Source organism: Polaromonas sp. CG_9.5 (genome assembly GCF_035984465.1).
Lineage (GTDB): Bacteria > Pseudomonadota > Gammaproteobacteria > Burkholderiales > Burkholderiaceae_C > Polaromonas.
The window spans coordinates 1-20,095 of the sequence record NZ_JAXCHR010000016.1 but is presented as its reverse complement, the minus strand read 5'-3'; the positions used below and the strand labels follow the sequence as shown (position 1 = coordinate 20,095).

15 protein-coding genes, 1 tRNA gene and 1 pseudogene are annotated in these 20,095 nt (G+C 58.5%); 7 read left to right on the top strand and 10 right to left on the bottom strand.

From position 1 onward, the window contains the following. Positions 1–129 precede the first annotated feature (129 nt). Both RCH06_RS12900 and RCH06_RS12895 read right to left on the bottom strand, forming a co-directional pair. Positions 130–612, bottom strand: coding sequence for a cyanophycin metabolism-associated DUF1854 family protein (locus tag RCH06_RS12900; protein WP_327081869.1), 483 nt, complete (start codon positions 610–612; stop codon positions 130–132). 14 nt (positions 613–626) lie between these two features. Then, complete coding sequence (locus RCH06_RS12895; protein WP_327081868.1) at positions 627–3,005, bottom strand: cyanophycin metabolism-associated ABC transporter; 2,379 nt, start codon at positions 3,003–3,005, stop codon at positions 627–629. 284 nt (positions 3,006–3,289) lie between these two features. Between RCH06_RS12895 and RCH06_RS12890 the strand changes: the two genes are divergently transcribed. From RCH06_RS12890 to RCH06_RS12880, 3 genes are all read left to right on the top strand, one after another. Continuing rightward, complete coding sequence (locus tag RCH06_RS12890) at positions 3,290–5,533, top strand: cyanophycin synthetase (protein WP_327081867.1); 2,244 nt, start codon at positions 3,290–3,292, stop codon at positions 5,531–5,533. Then, positions 5,533–8,121, top strand: a complete 2,589-nt coding sequence (gene cphA / locus RCH06_RS12885) for a cyanophycin synthetase (RefSeq protein WP_327081866.1) — start codon at positions 5,533–5,535, stop codon at positions 8,119–8,121. The genes RCH06_RS12890 and cphA overlap by 1 nt, the downstream gene beginning before the upstream one ends. 312 nt (positions 8,122–8,433) lie before the next feature. Continuing rightward, complete coding sequence (locus RCH06_RS12880) at positions 8,434–8,880, top strand: hypothetical protein (RefSeq protein WP_327081865.1); 447 nt, start codon at positions 8,434–8,436, stop codon at positions 8,878–8,880. On the opposite strand, the gene RCH06_RS12875 is transcribed toward RCH06_RS12880, so the two are convergent. The 3 genes from RCH06_RS12875 to RCH06_RS12865 form a co-directional block, all read right to left on the bottom strand. Then, positions 8,881–11,475, bottom strand: a complete 2,595-nt coding sequence (locus RCH06_RS12875) for a CHASE domain-containing protein (RefSeq protein WP_327081864.1) — start codon at positions 11,473–11,475, stop codon at positions 8,881–8,883. Between the two features lie 393 nt (positions 11,476–11,868). Then, positions 11,869–12,960 (bottom strand): AI-2E family transporter, encoded by a 1,092-nt coding sequence (locus tag RCH06_RS12870; protein ID WP_327081863.1) that lies wholly within the window; start codon positions 12,958–12,960, stop codon positions 11,869–11,871. 280 nt (positions 12,961–13,240) lie between these two features. Beyond that, the gene (locus tag RCH06_RS12865) at positions 13,241–13,621 is read right to left on the bottom strand and encodes a hypothetical protein (RefSeq protein ID WP_327081862.1); all 381 of its coding nucleotides are present in this window, start codon (positions 13,619–13,621) and stop codon (positions 13,241–13,243) included. Between the two features lie 311 nt (positions 13,622–13,932). Between RCH06_RS12865 and RCH06_RS12860 the strand changes: the two genes are divergently transcribed. Continuing rightward, positions 13,933–14,256, top strand: coding sequence for an EF-hand domain-containing protein (locus RCH06_RS12860; protein WP_327081861.1), 324 nt, complete (start codon positions 13,933–13,935; stop codon positions 14,254–14,256). Between the two features lie 622 nt (positions 14,257–14,878). On the opposite strand, the gene RCH06_RS12855 is transcribed toward RCH06_RS12860, so the two are convergent. From RCH06_RS12855 to RCH06_RS12840, 4 genes are all read right to left on the bottom strand, one after another. After that, positions 14,879–15,040: a hypothetical protein gene (locus RCH06_RS12855; protein ID WP_327081860.1), complete on the bottom strand. Its 162-nt coding sequence runs from the start codon at positions 15,038–15,040 to the stop codon at positions 14,879–14,881. Positions 15,041–15,467: 427 nt separating this feature from the next. Beyond that, positions 15,468–15,725 (bottom strand): translation initiation factor IF-1, encoded by a 258-nt coding sequence (gene infA, locus RCH06_RS12850; RefSeq protein ID WP_026780839.1) that lies wholly within the window; start codon positions 15,723–15,725, stop codon positions 15,468–15,470. A gap of 63 nt (positions 15,726–15,788) precedes the next feature. Next, on the bottom strand, positions 15,789–16,028 hold the full coding sequence (locus RCH06_RS12845) for a hypothetical protein (RefSeq protein WP_327081859.1): 240 nt from the start codon (positions 16,026–16,028) through the stop codon (positions 15,789–15,791). A gap of 326 nt (positions 16,029–16,354) precedes the next feature. After that, positions 16,355–16,567 (bottom strand): hypothetical protein, encoded by a 213-nt coding sequence (locus tag RCH06_RS12840; protein ID WP_327081858.1) that lies wholly within the window; start codon positions 16,565–16,567, stop codon positions 16,355–16,357. 238 nt (positions 16,568–16,805) lie between these two features. On the opposite strand from RCH06_RS12840, the gene RCH06_RS12835 reads away from it, so the two are divergent. The 3 genes from RCH06_RS12835 (at position 16,806) to RCH06_RS12825 (ending at position 19,674) form a co-directional block, all read left to right on the top strand. Continuing rightward, positions 16,806–16,895: transfer RNA gene (locus RCH06_RS12835), tRNA-Ser, on the top strand. Positions 16,896–16,991: 96 nt separating this feature from the next. Next, positions 16,992–18,995 (top strand): DUF6538 domain-containing protein, encoded by a 2,004-nt coding sequence (locus tag RCH06_RS12830; protein WP_327081857.1) that lies wholly within the window; start codon positions 16,992–16,994, stop codon positions 18,993–18,995. A gap of 247 nt (positions 18,996–19,242) precedes the next feature. After that, positions 19,243–19,674 (top strand): type I restriction-modification system subunit M N-terminal domain-containing protein, encoded by a 432-nt coding sequence (locus tag RCH06_RS12825; RefSeq protein WP_327081856.1) that lies wholly within the window; start codon positions 19,243–19,245, stop codon positions 19,672–19,674. Positions 19,675–19,680: 6 nt separating this feature from the next. On the opposite strand, the pseudogene RCH06_RS12820 reads toward RCH06_RS12825, so the two are convergent. After that, positions 19,681–20,004: pseudogene (locus RCH06_RS12820) on the bottom strand (IS3 family transposase); the annotation flags it as partial. Positions 20,005–20,095: the final 91 nt, after the last annotated feature.

The following is a 20,095-nucleotide window of genomic DNA, read 5'->3' as shown; positions in this document are numbered from 1 at the left end:
AAGGCCGCATGCCGTGGCGATGCAGCGCAGCCATGAATTGCCACGGCTTGCACTCTACATGACGCGGCAAATTACTATTAATTCAATAGCTGCCAGCGCACGTCCAGCATGCACAAGCCCCTGTTTTCATCATAAAAACCGCTCCAGCAGCCGACGCGAAGGCCGGTCTAGCGCCAGCATGTCGGCAATGGCGTACTGCACGCCGTCGCCGCTCGCAATTAACAGCGCGCTGCCTTTGAGGCGGCGGATGTCTTCCTCGCCCTTGAGCACAAAAGTCGTCGGGCCCCGGTCGGTTTCCACCGTCCACACGCTGGGTGTGCCGAATGACGAGACGCTTTTAAGCTGCCGGATTTCGGGAATGAAGTCGCGCAGCGCCAATTCTTCCTGCAGCAGCGCACGCGTCTGGTCCGGCAGATCGGCCAGTCGGTCAATCCAGACCAGTTCGCGTCCCTCGGTACTAACCAGCGAAATGCATTCATCGGGCGCGGCCAGCGGAAAGGCACGCACCGGCACCGCGCCCACATGCGCCTGGCCGTGGGCATCCACGAAATGCAGCTGGCCTGACGCTTCGCGCTTGAGCTGGAACTGGGGCGTAAGGGTGAAATTAGTCATGAAAAATCCTTGACTCAGGTCGTGCTGGTGGCAGTCCGCTGGGCGGTATGCTCAAGCTGCGCGGTGGCAATGGCCACACTGCTGCTACGGCGGCTTTCGGCGGCGCTGCTGTCTTCGCCCTTGTCATCGACCTGGCGCGACTGCGCTTCATACAGCCGCCAGTAATGGCCTTGTTGGGCCATCAACTCGTCGTGCGGGCCGACTTCGACCACCACGCCCCGATCCATCACCACCAGCCGGTCGGCCTTGCGCAGTGTCGACAAGCGGTGCGCAATCGCAATCGTCGTGCGGCCTTGCACCAGGTTGTCGAGTGCCTTCTGAATTTCCTTTTCTGTCTCGGTATCGACCGATGAGGTGGCCTCGTCCAGAATCAAAATGCGCGGGTCGATGAGCAGCGCGCGCGCAATCGAAATGCGCTGGCGCTCGCCACCCGACAGGCCCTGGCCGCGCTCGCCGACCAGCGAGTCATAGGCCTGCGGCAGCCGCAAAATGAACTCATGCGCATGGGCAGCGCGCGCGGCGGCAACAATCTCAGCGCGGCTGGCGCCGGGCTTGCCGTAGGCGATGTTCTCGGCAATCGTGCCAAAAAACAAAAACGGCTCCTGCAGTACCAGTCCGATATGCCGCCGGTAGTCGGCCACGGCAAAGCGCCGGACATCAGTGCCATCGACCTGGATGCTGCCGTCGGTCACGTCATAAAAGCGGCAGAGCAAATTCACCAGCGTGCTTTTGCCAGAGCCGCTATGGCCGACCAGGCCGATCATCTCGCCGGGCTGGATGTCCAAGTCAAGCCCGCGAATCACCGAGCGGTTGCCGTAGCGAAAACCCAGGCCTTTCATCTCGATGCGGCCCTGCAGTTTTTCAATCTTCACGGGCTGCGCCGGCTCCGGTACGTTCGACACGTGGTCGAGGATGTCGAAAATCCGCTTGGCACCCGCAGCGGCCTTTTGCGTGACTGAGACGATGCGGCTCATTGAATCCAGCCGGCCGTAAAAGCGGCCGATGTAGGCGATAAAGGCGGTCAGCACGCCGACCGTGATTTGCTGCTTCGACATCAGCCAGATGCCAAAGGCCCAAACCACCAGCAGGCCCATTTCAGTCAACAACGACACCGTGGGCGTGAACAGCGACCAGACCTTGTTCAGCCGGTCATTGGCGGCCAGGTTGAGCTGGTTGACGACGCGAAAGCGCTCGGCTTCGCGCTTTTCCTGCGCAAACGCCTTGACGACGCGAATGCCGGGAATGGTGTCGGCCAGCACGTTGGTCACGTCCGACCAGACCCGGTCGATTTTTTCAAAGCCGGTGCGCAGCTTGTCGCGCACCACATGGATCATCCAGCCGATGAAGGGCAGCGGCACCAGGGTCGCCAGCGCCAGCCACGGATTGATCGAAAACAAAATGGCAGCTGTCATGCCGATCATCAGCACGTCGGTAGCAAAGTCCAGCGCGTGCAGCGACAAAAACACGCAGATGCGGTCAGTCTCGGAGCCAATGCGCGACATCAAATCACCCGTGCGCTTGGCACCAAAATAGTCCAGCGACAAGTCAAGCAAATGGTCAAACGTGGCGGTGCGCAGGTCAGCCCCGATGCGCTCGGACACCAGCGCCAGCAGATAGGTGCGCGCCCAGTTCAGCGCCCAGCCCAGCAGCGCGGCGGCCAGCAATGCGCCCAGAATCCAGCCGACCTTGCCGGGCTCAATCTGCTGGCCGTTCTGGAACGGAATCAGGATGTCGTCCATCAGCGGAATCGTCAGGTATGGCGGCACCAAGGTGGCGGCGGTCGATGCCAGCGTCAGCAAAAACCCTGACAGCAATTGCCAGCGGTAAGGCCGGGCAAAACGCCACAGTCGCAGCAGCACCCAGGTCGAGGGCGGCGTGTGGACTTCGCGGGCGCAGGCCGGGCAGACATCGGTGTCGGGCGGCAGCGGTGCATCGCATTCGGGGCACAACGGGGTTTCGTCCAGCACACGGTCTGCAGCGCCGGCCAGGCCAAGCGCCTGCTGCTGCGCAAACAGCCGCACCAGCCGCAGCGCCTGCACGTTGGCCGCCAGCGTAAATCGCCAGCTGGCCAGCCGGTGCAGCGCATCACCGCGCGCACCCTGCAGCTCCAGCGTTCCCACGCCGGCATGGTCAAAATGGCGCAGCGACAAAGCTTGCCTGGGCAGGCCGGCAGCGCTGTGCAGAGGCCAGCTGGACCAAACCTGGTCAGCATCGCGGGCCAGCAAACGCTGGTCGGTCAGCACCAGAAGGCCGGGAGCAAAACGAAGTTGTTGATTCAGGTCAACGGGCAGCGCGCACAAAACGTTCTCTTGGGCTGCCAGTTGTGAACGCAACCCTGCCAGTGCCGGGTCGTCAGAGCTGGAGTCGTCGTCCACAGAATGGTTATGTTGCATGTCGTTTTAAAATTTATTCCGGTATAAGACACCACTGGCTGCAACGGCAGGCTTGGGGCCTGAAAGGTTTTAGTATCGTGCGGGATGCATCCAGTCCACCATTTTTCATCAAAGCCGCCCGGCTTGAGTGCTTGATCACCGAATCCTGTTTTCTAATTTCAGCCCTCTGACAACCCATTTAAGTCGCCAGCTCCTTTAATCACCCACCTGACCGGCATTTCGCCGGCCCGGAACCAAAACGTTGCACCGGCCCGGCCGGTTGACCCCAACAAACTTTGTCTGCCATGAGCAAACTGGACGATATCAAACTGCTGCGCATCAATTACCTGCGCGGCCCCAACATCTGGACTTACCGCTCGGTGCTGGAAGTCTGGCTGGACTTAGGCCGTCTCGAAGACTTTCCCAGCAACTTGCTGCCCGGCTTTAATGACCGGCTGCTGGCCCTGCTGCCGGCGCTGCTGGAACACCACTGCGGCGTGGGCGAGCGCGGCGGGTTTCTGCAACGCCTGAACGAAGGCACCTGGACCGGCCACGTGCTGGAGCATGTGGTGATCGAGCTGCTCAACCTGTCCGACATGCCGACCGGCTTTGGCCAGACCCGCAGCACGTCGAAGCACGGCGTGTACCGCATGGTGTTTCGCGCGCGCGATGAACAGGTCGCCCGCACCGCACTGGCCGAAGGCCACAGGCTGCTGATGGCCGCCATCAACGACCAGCCCTATGGCGCGGCCGATGTGCAGGCAGCGGTGCAAGCCATACGTGCGCAGATTGACGACTGTTACCTAGGGCCCAGCACAGCGGCCATCGTGGCGGCCGCCACCGAACGCGGCATTCCGCACATCCGGCTCAACGACGGCAACCTGGTGCAGCTCGGTTATGGCGCCAGCCAGCGCCGCATCTGGACGGCCGAAACCGACCTGACCAGCGCGATTGGCGAAAGCATTGCGCACGACAAAGACCTGACCAAAAGCCTGCTCGCCAGCTGCGGCGTGCCGGTGCCTGAAGGACAAATCGTGGCCAGCGCCGAAGAAGCCTGGGACGCCGCGCAAGACATCGGCCTGCCGGTAGTCGTCAAGCCCACCGACGCCAATCATGGCCGCGGCGTGTCGCTGGACCTGAACACGCGCGAAGAAATCGAAGCCGCTTTCAAGGTGGCCGAGCCCGAAGGCAGCGAAGTGATGGTTGAACGCTATGTGCGCGGCCATGAGCACCGCCTGCTGGTGGTGGGCGGCCGGGTGGTGGCTGCTGCGCGCGGAGAAGTCGCGCAAATCACCGGCGACGGCCAGCGCACGGTGAACCAGCTGATTGATGCGCAACTCAACATCGACCCCCGGCGCGGCCTGGGCGAAGACTTTCCGCTCAGCCAGATCGACACCGCCACTGACGGCGCCATCGTGCTTGACCTGCAACGCCAGGGCTTGACGCCCGACGCCATTCCCGCAGCGGGCCGCGTGGTGCTGGTTCAGCGCAACGGCAACGTGTCCATCGACTGCACCGACGAGATTCATCCCGAGGTGGACTACATCGTCTCGCTGGCCGCGCGTGTCGTGGGTCTGGACATTGCCGGCATTGACGTGGTGGCGCAGGACATTTCGCGCCCGCTGCACAGCCAGGGCGGTGCAATTGTCGAAGTCAACGCCGGCCCCGGCCTGCTGATGCACCTGAAGCCGGCGCAAGGCGCGCCGCGCCCGGTGGGACGCGCCATCTGCGACCATCTGTTTCCGCATCCTGGCGAAACACCCGATCTCGGCCAGCACCGCAACCACGGCCATGACGGCCGCATTCCCATCGTTGGCATTGCCGGCTCTGAAGGCACTGCGCCCATTGCACGCCTGGTGGCATGGCTGCTTCATTTGTCGGGCCACTACACCGGCCTGGCCTGCCATGAAGGCTTGTATCTGGACCAGCGCCGCGTTGAAACAACCGATTCCACCCACTGGGAAGCCGGCCAGCGCCTGCTGATCAACCGGGCCGTGGAAGCCGCCGTGTTTGAAAACGGCGCCGAGACGATTCTGCGCACGGGCCTGGCCTATGACCGCTGCCAGGTGGGCGTGGTGACCGACCTGGGCGGCGCGTCGGCATTGGCCGAATTTGATATCTTCAAAGACGAACAGATGCTCAAGGTCATGCGCTCGCAGGTCGATGTCGTGCTGCCCGATGGCGTCGCCGTGCTCAATGCGCTGCACGCCGGCGTGGCCGACATGAAGCCGCTGTGTGACGGCGAAGTGATTTTTTACAGCACCGACCCCGATGCGCAGGCGCTTGCCGCGCACCGCAGCGACAACGGCCGGGCCGTCTTCTTGCGCCAAAACCAGGTGGTGCTGGCCACCGGCACGACAGAATCGTATTTACCCGGCCTGGGCAAGCTGGCCAGCTGGTGCCAGCGCCATGCCACTGGCAGCATGACCGAAAGCGCGCTGCTGGCCGCCATCGGCACGGCCTGGGCACTCGACATTCCGCTTAACCTGATTGGTGCAGGCATCGAAGCCTTTGAATCCAACCACACACCTGCCGGGAGGGCAGACTGATGGAAGTTTCCCGCATCCGGGCCCTGCGCGGCCCCAATCTCTGGAGCCGCCGCACGGCCCTTGAAGCCATCGTGGCCTGCACCCCCGCCGAATATTCGGTGGAAAACCTGCCGGGTTTCGAGCAGCGCCTGCGCGCGCTGTTTCCCGACCTCGGCGTGCTGCGCGAAACCGGCCATGCCGGCACCGTCTCGCTGGCGCATGTGCTGCAAGCTGCGGCGCTGGAACTGCAGGCCGCCGCCGGCTGCCCCGTCACCTTCAGCCGTACGTCTGCAACGCTGGACGCCGGCACTTACCAGGTCGTCGTCGAATACAGCGAAGAAGCCGTGGGCCGGCTGGCGTTTGAGCTGGCACAAGCGCTGTTGCAGGCCGCCTTGCAGGACGCTGCGTTTGACCTGCAAGCCGCCATTGGCCGCTTGCGTGACCTGGATGAAGACGAGCGCATGGGGCCGAGCACCGGCGCGATTGTCGAAGCCGCCGTAGCGCGCGACATTCCCTTTCGCCGCCTGACCAAGGGCAGCATGGTGCAGTTTGGCTGGGGCTCGCGCCAGCGCCGCATCCAGGCCGCCGAAATCGATTCCACCAGCGCCGTGGCTGAATCCATCGCGCAAGACAAAGACCTGACAAAAAAACTGTTGCGTGCGGCCGGCGTGCCGGTTCCGCATGGCCGGCCAGCCAGCGACCCGGACGACGCGTGGGCAGCAGCGCTGGAAATCGGTCTGCCGGTCGTGCTCAAGCCGCAAGACGGCAACCAGGGCAAGGGCGTGACGGTCAATATCACGACGCGCGCGCACCTCGATATCGCCTTTCGCGCCGCCGCCGAACATGGCGAGGTGCTGGTCGAGCGCTTTTTGCCGGGTTGCGACTTCCGGCTGCTGGTAGTGGGCGACAAGCTGGTGGCCGCCGCCCGCCGCGAGCCGCCGCAGGTGGTGGGCGACGGTGTGCATACCGTGCGCGAACTGGTCGACATCGTCAACCAGGATCCCCGGCGCGGCGAAGGCCATGCTACATCCCTCACCAAGATCCGGTTTGATGACATCGCCGTCGCCCGGCTCGATACGCAGGGCTTGAGCCCCGAATCGGTTCCGCCCAAGGGCCAGCGCGTCATTTTGCGCAACAACGCCAACCTGAGCACTGGCGGCACCGCCACCGATGTGACCGATGAAGTGCATCCGGCGGTGGCGGCGCGGGCCGTGGCGGCCGCGCAGATGATCGGCCTGCATATTTGCGGCGTCGATGTGGTGTGCGAAAGCATGCTGCAGCCGCTGGAGGCGCAAAACGGCGGCGTGGTCGAGGTCAATGCCGCGCCCGGCCTGCGCATGCACATTTCGCCGTCCTATGGCAAGGGCCGCGCGGTGGGCGTTGCCATGATCGACGAGCTGTTTCCGGCCGGCGACAACGGCCGCATCCCGGTGATCGCCGTGACCGGCACCAACGGCAAAACCACCACCACGCGCCTGATTGCCCACCTGCTGGCCGCGCACGGCCTGCGCACCGGCATGACCAACACCGACGGCGTCTACATCGACGGCCGCCAAACCGACAGCGGCGACTGCAGCGGCCCCAAAAGCGCGCGCAACGTGCTGATGCACCCCGATGTGGACGCCGCCGTGTTTGAAGTGGCGCGTGGCGGGGTGCTGCGCGAAGGCCTGGGTTTTGACCGCTGCGAGGTCGCCGTGGTGACCAACATCGGCAGCGGCGACCACCTCGGGCTGAACTACATCACCACGGTCGAAGACCTGGCGGTGTTGAAGCGCGTGATTGTGCAGAACGTCGCGCCCACGGGTTACGCCGTGCTTAATGCGGCCGATCCTATCGTTACCCAAATGGCCCACGCCTGCCCCGGCAAGATCATCTTTTTTGCCGCTGACCGGCACCATCCGCGCATGGCCACTCACAGGGCGCAGGGCAAGCGCACGGTGTATATCGACGGGCAAACGCTGGTGGCCGCAGAAGGCTCGCGCATTGAGCGTATTGCGCTGCAGGGCATTCCCGTCACACGCGGTGGCACCATTGGCTTTCAGGTTGAAAACGTCATGGCCGCCGTCGCAGCGGCCTGGGCCGTCAACCTCAGCTGGGAAACCATCAAAAGCGGTCTGGCCAGTTTTGTGACCGACACCCACAATGCGCCCGGCCGTTTCAATGTCATGGACTACGCCGGCGCCACCGTGATCGCCGACTACGGCCACAACCCCGACGCCATGCAAGCGCTGGTGGCCGCCGTGAAGAGCATGCCGGGCCAGCGCCGCAGCGTGGTCATCAGCGGCGCAGGCGACCGTCGCGACAGCGACATCACCGACCAGACAGTGATTTTGGGCGCGGCGTTCGACGAGGTGATCCTGTACCAGGACGCCGCCCAGCGCGGCCGGGCCGATGGCGAAGTCATGGCGCTGCTGCGCGAAGGGCTGAAAGGCGCGAGTCGCACGACGCAGATTGAGGAAATACGCGGCGAGTTTGTGGCGATTGACACCGCGCTGGCACGCCTGCAGCCCGGCGATTTGTGTCTGATCCTGGTCGATCAGGTGCAAGAAGCGCTCGACCATCTGGCCCTGCGCATCAAGCAAGCCAAAGAAGCCCAGACAGTGGCCTGAAGACTTTTGTCGTTAATCAAGCTGGAGGGACAACGGTGAAAGCACCGAAAGCCCATCAACCTTGACGCCAGCCCGAATTTCAAGCCAAACAAGCCTATTGCGCAAGCACAGCGTTTGCAATCAGCTATTAATTCAATAGCAAAATGCAATTTGTTCAGCACTTTCCCCTGGCGGCCTGGTCGGCGTCGTTTGCCAGAACCGTCCTACAAATGAACCCGCTATTGCAGGCCTCACGCGACGCCCATTTCCTGTCAGGCTCAAACCCTTGGCAGCCCCACACTGCATTCATCAATTTTTATCAGGAGTTCCATCATGTTCACATCCACTCGGCCTCGTTTGTCGAGCACTTTGCGCCCTTCACGGGTTAACCGCATGGGCAAAGGAGTGGTCTATCTCGGACTTGCCGCAATGATGGCGCTGACCTCAGCAAGCGCGCAAGTCGCCGCGCTGGACGCCACCGGGCTGGACGCTTCGGGCAACGCAAAGAGCGAGATGGCAGCCTGCAAAAGCGGCAAAACGCAGCAAGACCGCGCTGCCTGCCTCAAAGAGGTCCACAATGCCAACGCAGAAAAGCGTGCCGGCAAACTGGGCAATGGCGCTGACTACATGGCCAACGCCATGAAGCGCTGCGAAGTATTCAAGGGCAATGACGACCAGGCGGCCTGCCGCGCCCGTATTGAAAGCCAGGCCCAGATCGACGGCAGTGTTGCCGGCGGCGGCGTGCTGCGCGAAAGTGAAACGGTGGTTCCCGCTAAATAATCAATGCGCACAAGGCAGGGTAAAGAAAAAAGTAGCGCCCTGCCCTACAGCGCCTTCTGCCCAGATGCGGCCACCGTGGCGTGAAATGATCCGGTGTGACGTGGCAAGGCCTATTCCGGTTCCGGAAAATTCCGCAGGCGAATGCAGACGCTGAAAAGTACCGAACAATTTGTCGACATAAGCCATGTCAAAACCGGCGCCGTTGTCACGGATGAAAAAAGTCGTTAGTTGCGGGTTGTCGTCAGGGATTTTGCCAAACCAGATTTCCGGTGCCTCGGCGTTGGCGGTAAATTTCCACGCGTTTCCGATCAGGTTGTCGATGACCTGGCGTAACAGTACGGTGTCGCCAACAGCGACCAGCCCCGGCTCCACATTGACTCTCACGACTCGTTCGGCATCCCGCTCCTGACAAAGCTCCACGACCCGCCCTGCTATGGCACTCAGGTTGACGGTGTCAGCCTTCAGGCTGGCACGGGCAATATGCGCCAGCGCCAGCAGGCCATCGGTCAGTTCACCCATCTGCCTGACCCCGGCCCGGATGCGGCTCAGGTAATGCCCCACGTTCTGTCCGGTGTCGGCAGAAACAGCCTTTTCCAGCAAGCGGCTGAATCCGTCGATTGAGCTCAGCGGCGACCGCAAATCATGCGCCACCGAATAAGAGAAAGCTTCAAGCTCCTGGTTGGCCGCTTCAAGCTGCGCCGTCCTGCGATGCACCTTGTGTTCGAGTTCCCTGTTGAGTTCGCTGATCTCTGCTTCAGCGCGCTTTCGCTGGGTCACGTCGTGCAGAAAAATATTGGTACATGTCTGGCCGCGCTGGTTCAGGTAACTGGTCAGGGAAAGTTCACATTCAAAATGCGACCCGTCGCCCCGCAGCATGGTGATCTCGGCCCGGGCCTGGCCCGACATCAGGGCCTGCGCCAGGAAAATGTGGCAGCGTGAATCCTGGGGGTCGACCAGCCCGTCACGCCCGCGCTGCCGGATCTCGTCCTGGCTCAGGCCAAAAAGGCGGCAAGCGGCCGGGTTGGCGTACTCGATGGAGCCGTCGGGCATGCCCTGCAAAATGCCGTGAAGACTGCTTTCAAACAGATGCCGAAAATTTTCTTCACTGGCGCGCAATGCGCTTTGCACAGCCTGGCGGTCTGAAATATCCATATAGGTTCCGGACATCAGTTCCGGTTTTCCATCAGGCGTAAAAACCGAGACTTTTCCGCGCGCCAGCACCCACAACCAGTGCCCATCGCGGTGGCGTATACGATTTTCACATTCAAAAAACGCGGTTTTTCCCAAAAAATGCTGCTTCAAAAGTGACATCACATGCGGCACTTCTTCGGGCGGTATGCGTTCACGCCAAGTATCCATATTTTGCGGCCCCAGCTCCTCCAGCGTATAGCCCAATATGGCGGCCCATTGCGCGTCAAGCTGAAGCGCGCCGGTCTGCACATGCCAGACCCAGGTGCCCATATTGGTGCCTTCAACAATATCGACCAAGCGCTCACGCTCCTGTGCCAGGTCTGCGGTCATTCTTTGCGCCAGCGCCAGCGCGCGCGCGCGCCCGCTGCCCAACAGCCAGATGCTGAACGCCATCAGGCTGCTCAGCAAAACGCCGGCTAATGCCAACAGTACCGGCACCCAACTGCCAGCCTGCGCTTCAAATGCCGGCGTCGTCGCCATGCGCAGCGTCAGCGGCCGCCCGCCAACGACCACGACGCGCGTGGTCTGGAACATCGGCGCGGCGTCAGCCGGCCCCGCAGCGCCCTTGAGGTCAAACAATAAATTGCCGGGCGTTGCAGCAGACGCATCCAGGCCGTCATAGAGCGCTAGACGGGTCTGGCCCTTGGCCGATGCGACCAGATTCACCAGGATTTCTTCAAGCACCACAGGCGCCGCCAATACACCCACCAGCGCGGCCTGGCGCTGCGGCACCGTCGCAACCGGCGCCCCCTGGCGATAGACTGGCAAAAGAAACAGAACGGCAGGTCGTTGATGAACATCAGTGACCAGCTGGATAGGGCCACTCAGCGTTGGCTCGCCGGTCATGATGGCGCGTTCAACCGCCTGCTTTCGGACCGGGTCATTGGCAAGATTGAACCCCAATGCGGCCCGGTTCGGCTCGGCAGGTTCAATGAACTTGGTGATGTACAGGACGTCGCCATGGCCTTGTGTTTTCACCGAGAAGTCCGGGCTCTCATCGCGGCGTTGCGCCGCGACAAAAGCATCCACATCGCCACTTTTCACCCGCTCGATAAAGCCAAAGCCCCGGATTCCCGGGTAGTCGAGGTCGACCTTGCTGGACTCGACAAAGGCACGAAACTCGGCGCGTTCGACGGAGATGCTTGCCGCATAAACGCCGGCGGCCCCCTTCAGGCCGGAAAAAGGCCGATTGAGATCGTGCTCCACATCTGCTTCGATACGTTCGACCTGCTGGTCAAAGCGGGCCTGCGCCCTGGCCGAAAGGTCATCTTTTTGCCAGAAAAAACCGGCTGCACTGCCGCTCAGTCCGATCACCAGCACCACCGCCGTGGCCAGCTGCGTCAGGCGCGCATTGCCATCAAAATTGCTTTTAGGGACGGACAGGTAATGGGAAATGGGGCTCATCAAGACTAACGCGTTAAACCACTTGGTGATCGCCGGGTTGGAACAGACCAATAGTATGCCCCAGCAAGCCGACTACCTTTCCTCTTGCGCCCCGGTCAATCGCCCAGTTTTTGGGCCATTGGCGCATCGATATGTTATTGCTCCGGCCCATTGAAGTCATAAGTTTTGCGGCTTTGGTCCCAAGCAAAATAGTCAATTTTTGTTCAAACTTCAGAGGGCCGGATCAATAGGCCGCCCGGCGTGTCCAGTTTGATGCGGGCGAGCTACACAAAAAGTAGCCTGAATTTCTGAAACAAAGGTAATCAGATTCGCAACCCATCGGCATCATCCAGGTTGGCGTTTATTTGTGACGCAAGCGGCAAATTCAATGCATTAATGCCCATATCCGCACGCTCAAGGCGCTGGCGGCAGGTCAAGCGGTGCCTGCCGGGCTTTGGCAAAAATGTCCCATGCGGCCATGAACATGGCGGCCACCACAGGGCCAATCACAAAGCCATTCAGGCCAAAAAGCGACATGCCGCCAATCGTGGACACCAGCACCACATAATCGGGCATCTTGGTGTCCTTGCCGACCAGCACCGGGCGCAGGATGTTGTCGACCAGGCCAATCACCAGCACGCCGAAAGCAATCAAAAAAACACCCTGCCAGACCGCGCCGGTCGCCAAAAAATAAATCGCCACCGGAATCCATACCAGCGCCGCCCCGACTGCGGGCAACAGCGACAGGAAAGCCATCAGCGTGCCCCACAGCACAGGCGCGTGGATACCCAGAAACCAGAAGATGAGGCCGCCCAGCGCGCCCTGCAGCATCGCCACCACAATATTACCCTTGACCGTCGCACGAATGACCGTGGTGAACTTGGACAGGATGTTGCGCTTGATGTCTTCTTCCAGCGGAATCGCCTCGCGGATGCGCCGGGACAACGCCGCGCCATCGCGAAGAAAGAAAAACATCAGGTAGAGCATGATGAAAAAGCTGGCAAAAAAATCAAAGGCGTTTTGCCCGATGCTCAGTGCCTGCGTAGCAATAAACTGGCTGCCCTTGGTCAGGCTCTCGGCAATACGCGCCTGAATCAGACCCAGGTTGTTCAGCCCCGAACGGTCCAGCAGGCCGGTAATCCACTGCGGCAATGCATCATAAATTTGCTGAAAATAGCGGCTGAAGCTCAGGTCACCCGACTGGACACGCTGGTAGACACTGCTGGCTTCCTGCGCCAGCAAGGCACTGATGAATCCCACCGGCAAAATCACCAGAACCAGAATCACCGATACCGTGAGCATGGCGGCCAGTGTGCGCTTTTTCGGCATCTTTCTGATGATGCGCAAAAAAATCGGGGTAAACATGAGCGCAAAAATGGCCCCCCAAAATACCGCGCCGTAATAAGGCCAGAGTATCCATAGAAAAGCCACTGACACGAACAGGAGCAACAGCAGGAAAGTCCTGTCTTCAAGGGCAGAAGACTGGGCCATTTTTGAGAGTTTCATGAACGTGGGCGAGTTAAATGACGGACTGAAAACGTCATGGTAACGGCATGGCTGCACGCTACAGAACGTGAAGTTGCTTCAGGCGGCTTAATGATCTGGAAAATGCGCAGCGTCGGCCAATGTTGTGCTGAGGCGGCGGGCGCTGGCCGCACTTTTCCTGCATTCATACGACAGAGCCCGCCATCTTTTTAGCTGCTGATCAACGTTTGCGGCGGGTGACTCAGCATTTCGACAGCATCTGTTACACGGCAAACCGTGGCGGGTATCGCATTAGTGCTCTTCAGGCTTTGCCACCCGCAGCGTCACCTTCGCCGCCCTCATCCAGGGTCGGGTCATCACTGTCATCCACAAGCTCTTCCACGTCGCTCAGTGCCTGACGGTTGTCAGCTGGCGTAGCATTTTCCTCACCCGCATCAGCGCCTGTCAGCTGTTGAATATGGTCGGGCAGGATATCGGCATCGGTTTGGTCAAGGTTCGGCTCTACCGAGGCGCGTTCACCCGTGCCGGACGAATCGGTATCGCTGGCGAGTTCGTCTTCGCTGTAAGCGCCGATGGCATCGCTGCCACTGTCTGAATTGTCACTGGGGCCGAGTGCATGAATGTCTTTTCCGCTGACTTCTTCAGGCGATAAAGAACCCCCGAGAATGCTGCTGGTTGCCATGTTTGCTCCTTGTGCTCTAAAAATGCTGTTCAACAGTGAATTTTCACCAGACATCAAACCGCCACTTGTCGGACAGACCAGAGCTGTGTTGTCAGCCGCTACCGTGTGCGGTGTCAGGGCAAAGAAATGTGTCTGGCCGGGCTGGCAGCGTAAAGCGGTGCAACACCCTGCAAGTGCGCTGGAGTCAGGCGGCGAAATAGCGTCCAATCACAGGGATGTTTGACTCTCCTCTTTTCAAATCCATGAATTTTCACCAGGCAAAACAACTTCCTTCGCAGGGCAACGCGCTTTTTTCGATGCAGACATGGGCTATGTTTTTCAGTCTCAGTGCTGCCTGTGCCCTGTTCGTCATGGGCAGTGCCCATGCGCAAAGCTCGCAAGTGCCGGCTCCTGAGCCCGCTGCGCCGGCAGCTTCGGCGTTCCAGACGCCTGCACCGGCACCTCGTTACACGGCGAGTAATCTGGAACGGGCCTTCAACTTCATGGACGCTAACCATGATGGCCAAATTAGCCGCGAAGAAGCCGCCGGATTTCGCGGTGTGGCCCGGCATTTTGACCAAGCCGATACGAATCACGATGGGTTTCTGTCGCGCGAGGAATTCGGCACGGCCATGAACTACGTCAAGCATCAATGATGCTTGACCGCATGCCGCAGCCTTCAATGAGTCGCCTCAAGTCAAGAGCTAGCGCCGATTGAGCGACTGCTCATACGCAATGTGGCGCATGTACCGTCTGTGCCGCGACTATCAAAGGTGCATTACCCGAATAGCCTGGATTCTGGAACAAACGCAGCACCCGTAAAAATGCCCCTGAGAAACCCGCAAGCGCGAGTTTCTCAGGGGCATTTTGGCTGCATCCAGTGACGCAGACCGGTTTCAAAATACGCCGAACAGCATCAATAACAAGATGACAGTGATCGGAACACCAAGGAGCCAGGCAATGAGTGGCATTTGTCTTTCCTTCAAAAAAAGCGTTATAGGTTGGAAACAACTTCACTTTAAAAGATTACAAACCCGAAGTTTGCCAGCCCACAGGCCTGAACGAGGTAAGAAATTGCTGACGCAGTGTATAGTTTTTGTAGCCAGTGCTGGAAGGACAGTGCAGGTTTCTGGTCTGGCAGGAGATTAATCAATGAATCGGACGTTTGTGCAATATCGGCCTGCACAATGCGCTATAAAAACAATAGTGACGTATAAAATCCTCAATGCACCAAGCTTTTCACGTACCTTTGAATGATCTGGCGCAGGGGTATCCGGTTTATTCGTTGGGGTTATTGCCCTTGATGCCATGCTTTTCCTTGATGGCCAATTGAAGCATTTCAAGCTGGTCGACAAGATGATCAATCCTGGGAAAATCCTTGACTGACTCAGTCATCAGGCGCTCCATTTCTTCACGCATCTGGTCATATTCCTTTTCCATATCGGAATTCATGAGAACGGGGTCTACGTAAGTGCTGCTTTCAGCAGGCATTGGGTTTGAGGGCAAAGCGTTTCTCCAGATTTAAAAATGCGGGCGTGGCTGATATTTGAATTTTCAAATACCAAGCTGTCTATTCAAACGTTTTGATGCGTTCAGCCGTGTAGGACAAGACCTGTTTCATTCCACAAAGTAGCTATCTAGCGCTGCAGCGCTTTGACGCTGATGCAGTGCGCCGCCTGCGCGTGAATACGTGGGAACAAGGCATGACAAAAAGCCCAGGAATCGCAAGGATTGCTGGGCAGAAATAAAGAGCGTATGGCTGTTGGGCCGCTCGCTCAAGTTTTCGAGTGTTTTGGCAGTTGGATAAAGTGAATTTCACCCAAGATGCAGCATCAAGCGCAGCCGGAACAACCCACCGCGCCTGAATTTAGCGGTTCTGGCGCGGCGCAGGGCCCGGTCCGCGACCTGCAATGTGACGGAAGGTGATACGGCCCTTGCTCAGGTCGTAGGGCGACAGTTCCAGCGACACCTGGTCGCCGGCCAGAATGCGGATATGGTTCTTACGCATCTTGCCCGAGGTATAGGCCACGAGCTTGTGGCCGTTGTCCAGCGTCACGCGAAAGCGTGAGTCAGGCAGGACTTCATCAACCAGTCCATGCATCTCGATAAGTTCTTCTTTTGCCATCTAAAACTCCTGATATTTCGAAAAATTGTTTTGTAACGCCAGCCCATGCGGGCTGACCATGTTTTATGCGCAGGCCGGTGATGAGCGCTCGTGAATCCAGCCCAGTGCGTGTTCGGTAGCGTAATGTACGGCAGCGGCGGCGCTGTCGAAAAGTCCGGTAAAACGCAGCACCCTGTCGTGGGTGCCGCTGCCGCGACCGGAGCGGATGGAAACTGAAGCCGCGTAGCGGCCTTCGCCTTGTTGCTTGGCAAGCGGCGAGACGAGGTATTTACCAACCTCTAATTGTGTGTCGTTCATGTTCATAAAAGTCTTTACCGGATATTTTTTCCGGCTTCTTTGGGAAAGGGTAACCAGCTTGCGGGCAAGCCAACGTGTATTCGGTATCTAGCCGCCAGCCCATTGAAAAGTCGGGCGGGGTTGAGCCATAAGTGGGCACCGTTGGTGGAAGTGCTCGCCAGGAAATGAAACAGTGCTGTGGGCATCAAAGCTGAAAAACCTTGAAAGCAGTGCCAGATCGCCGGGAATTGGGGCTCTGGGAAGCGCCGCATTTGAGAAAGAAGCCGGATGTAATAAAGACTTCGATGAAAAACGCTGATGCGTTACCGAACCCACCATTATAACCGCGCAGCTTAAAAATTACGTTTCTTCATTGCGCATGCAAACTGAGGATGCAGCTGGCGGATGCGGTTCATGGGCGGGCCGCCCGCATCCAGCAGTGCGTCGACCTTGCCCAAAGACTGAGCCGGGTGAAAAAACATTTGCAGTGGTCGCAACGCCACCAAGGGCTTCAAGCGCAATTCCGCTGGGGCCTCAGTCGTCTGGGTGACTTCACCGCCCGTCATCCACGGCTGGTCGTGCGGTCTTAACACGCTCTGATAGACGGATATGACTTCTCCTGGTAGCTCATTGAAGCGAGTTTCAAGGCGCTCTACAAAGTAGCCATGTATGGCATCACACGGCTTGAAGTCAGCCAGTGATCTGTGGTGAGCCGCGCTAGGCTGTTTGCGTCAGGCGCTGAAATTTTCCTTTTCAGCGCAGCGCCTTCAAGACCCCGTCACAACAGGTTAAACTAGCCGGCTTGGAAGCGTGGCAGAGCGGTTGAATGCAGCAGTCTTGAAAACTGCCGAGGATGCGAGTCCTCCGTGAGTTCGAATCTCACCGCTTCCGCCAATTCAACGCAAGTCCTTGATTTATAAGGATTTTTTTACCGGGTCGATCTGAGTTCGAAGTTGTTAGTACAACAACGTCCAACTACTGCATCGAACCATGCATCTTCCACACCAGCCAAGCTCAACAAAAAGCAGCTCAGTTGATGGTGATGATTACCCATCATCGACACTCACAGACGATCGTCCCAGCCCATTTGGGGAGGTTGACCCTGCTCACTCCATCCCAGCTCCGACGAACCAAGTCGGCATAAGGCCATGGCAACCACGCCAGCACTCCAGACATCTATTCAAGAGTGCCAATGGAACTTGGTATTTCCGCCTGACTGTCCCGGCAGCGATTCGAGCCCAATATCCTGAATTACCCAAGGAGTTGAAGCGCTCAACTGAAACGGCCAATAAGCGCGTTGCCGAGTCCCGCGCTCGCGAAATGTGCATAGAATTCTCCATCAGGTACACAACTGGGGCTTCTATGCCAACACCTGATTTGATTTCTAACGAGTCCTTTGCCATCGTCTACAACAATGGCAATTTGGGGCTCAAGGATTTCCATGGCGCATCACCGGCAACACTGTCACTCATGACCAAGTGCTTTCAGTTGATGACGCAACAAATTTGCGCGCAGACTGCAAAACAGGTCGATGGGCCCAACCCACCTGGCGCATCAATTTTGGACTTGGCTCCACGGGAACAAAGCAACAGCATTCTGATACCCGCAGTTGTCAAAAACCATCACATTGTGGAAACGGGGGAAGCGGGGACAAACGTCATTTGGCTCAGTGATGCCATCGATGACTGGCGCAAAAACGGCAGCGGTCGATTTAGTCAAGTAACTTGGGGTTCGGTTTACAGCCCCAGTTTTCGTGTTTTCCGGGAAATCGTAAGCAACCAGCGCCGGGATAGAGAAACGGATGAGGGGGTCAAGGTGTTTGGCATCCTTGACATACCACTGCACCAACTGACGCGGCAACACATTCAAATGCTTCGTCAAGATTTGCAAGAACTGCCGCCCAACCAAGGAAAACGCACCAATGATACGGAGGCGATGGAGCGCATCGCTGAAGGACGCAAGCAGAAGTCCAAGCCACCCTCACGTGGAAGCGTGGCTAAGAAGCTTGGCCACATTGGCGGTTTTATGGAGTATTGCAAACGCAAAGCTTGGATAACTATCGAGCTGCTCGACGAATACAAGCTTGCTGTTGAAGGCGCCTGGAAAGATGCGAGTCAGGAGTCAGACAAAAAAACCCCTGGCTATGTGGCCTTGAACACTGTCGAACTCAAGAAGCTATACGAACAGCCCGCCTTTTTAGCCGGTGCCGTTGCAGCAGCGTGGCGTTATTGGGTACCCCTGATTTGCCTTCATCAAGGGTGTCGCGTTTCAGAAGCCTCCCAGCTTTTCACGGATGACATCACCTTGAGAGATGATGTTCCGTGCATTTCGTTTATCAATGATGAGACTTCTGATGAAGAGGAAAACGACAACCTGGATGCGGTTGAATCTGACAAGACCAGCAGCAAGAAAAAGCGAAAAACTTACAAAACTGTTGAGGAATTTCGCCGCCTCAAGACGAAGTCTTCGCGCCGCGTCGTCCCGATTCATCCCAAATTGATCGAGCTGGGTTTTCTGAATTTTGTCAAAGACTTTGACTCAATTTCATCCCGCTCACAGCATCTTTTCAGCGACCTGCGCTGGGAAGAAAAAAGCATGTTTGGGCGCTACCCCTCTCAGCACATCATCGCTTTGCTTAAAGAGTGCAGCGTTTGGGTCAAGCGAAAAAAAGTGGGGCACTCGCTTCGTTCCAATTTCAAACAGGAAATTGAAAAAACGGGACTTTCAGAAAACCTGCAACAACGACTTCTCGGGCACAGCCCCAACACGATGAAAGACAAGCACTACAACGAAACTGACGACGGACCTGCCTACCCCGCCGCTCAAGTTCTCCCGTTTCTTGCCGCGGTGGATTTCCAATTGAAGCTGCCTTCATGGGCTGATGTGGAAGCGCTGGTGCTTGCAAATGCACGGGCGAAGGGCTTGGCTCGGATGAGAAGGCGAAAAGCTCACCTTCCGTTGCTCAACGTGGGTGATCAGCACGCGGTGACTTGAGCGCTTCGCAACCAGCGCTGCACAAGTAAACTGTCTGGTGCCGATGAGTTACCGTGAGGTTGGGTGTAAATCGGGATTTCTTTACACAAATTGGTGAGGCGCTGAAGCTTTCTCGCAAAAACGACCGAGCTGTTGAACCCTGCTAAGCAGAATATGACGCGAGCGAAGCATTCACAAACTAAAAACGCTCAGGGCATAAAAAATTTTGCCTCTGGGGAGTCTGTTCACCAACAACAACTTCTTTGCAATGACCGCCAACGCCCTTCAAAACTTAGCCCAGATCGAAGCCAGCCTCTGGGAAGCCGCCGACCAGCTCCGCGCCAATTCCAACCTTAACAGCAGCGAATATTGCCTGCCTGTTCTGGGCGTCATCTTTTTGCGCCACGCCAGCAACCGCTACCAGGCCGCCCTCACGGCCATACAGGCAGACCAGGCCAGTGGCAAGATGGCAAAACGCCCGCTGGACCGGGCCGACTTCATCAAGCGCCGTGCCCTCATGCTGCCCGAGGCTGACGTAAAGCACGCGGGGCTGTACATCACCGATTTCAAACAAACGTATAGCGATGCGGGCCTTGAGCAAAGCAAGCTCTGGCCCGCTGGCACACTTTGCATAACCATTGCAGCCAACATTGCGGACACTGCAATCGGTGGCTGTCAAGGAAGTTGTCGCCTGAAGTGAAGTGAGTCAGGCTATTTTTTGCGTGTTTTGAGGCTCCTTGATGTGTGGGGTTTCTGGGTTGAGGATACCGGTATCGACATGCGCCCACTGGCGAGGCTGCCCTGACCAGCGCTGGGGATTTTCCTGGCGGGCCTGTTCATAGACGAGCGAGCGCTTTTCAAGCAAGGCCCGGTCCAAGCCGGCATGGCGCTGCGCTGGTGTCACAAAGCCGATGGTGCTGTGGCGATGTTCATGGTTATACCAATGGGCCAAGTCAGTGACCCAGCGCCTTGCGGCCAGCAAATCTTCAAACGGCTTGACCGGCAGTTCGGGGCGGTACTTCAGGGTGCGTATTCCGGCGATCGTGACCGACGATTCCGGTCGATCGTGACCGGTCGCGCAGCGTGAAGTGTTGCGCGCTCAAATTGTAGGGGCAGCGGTC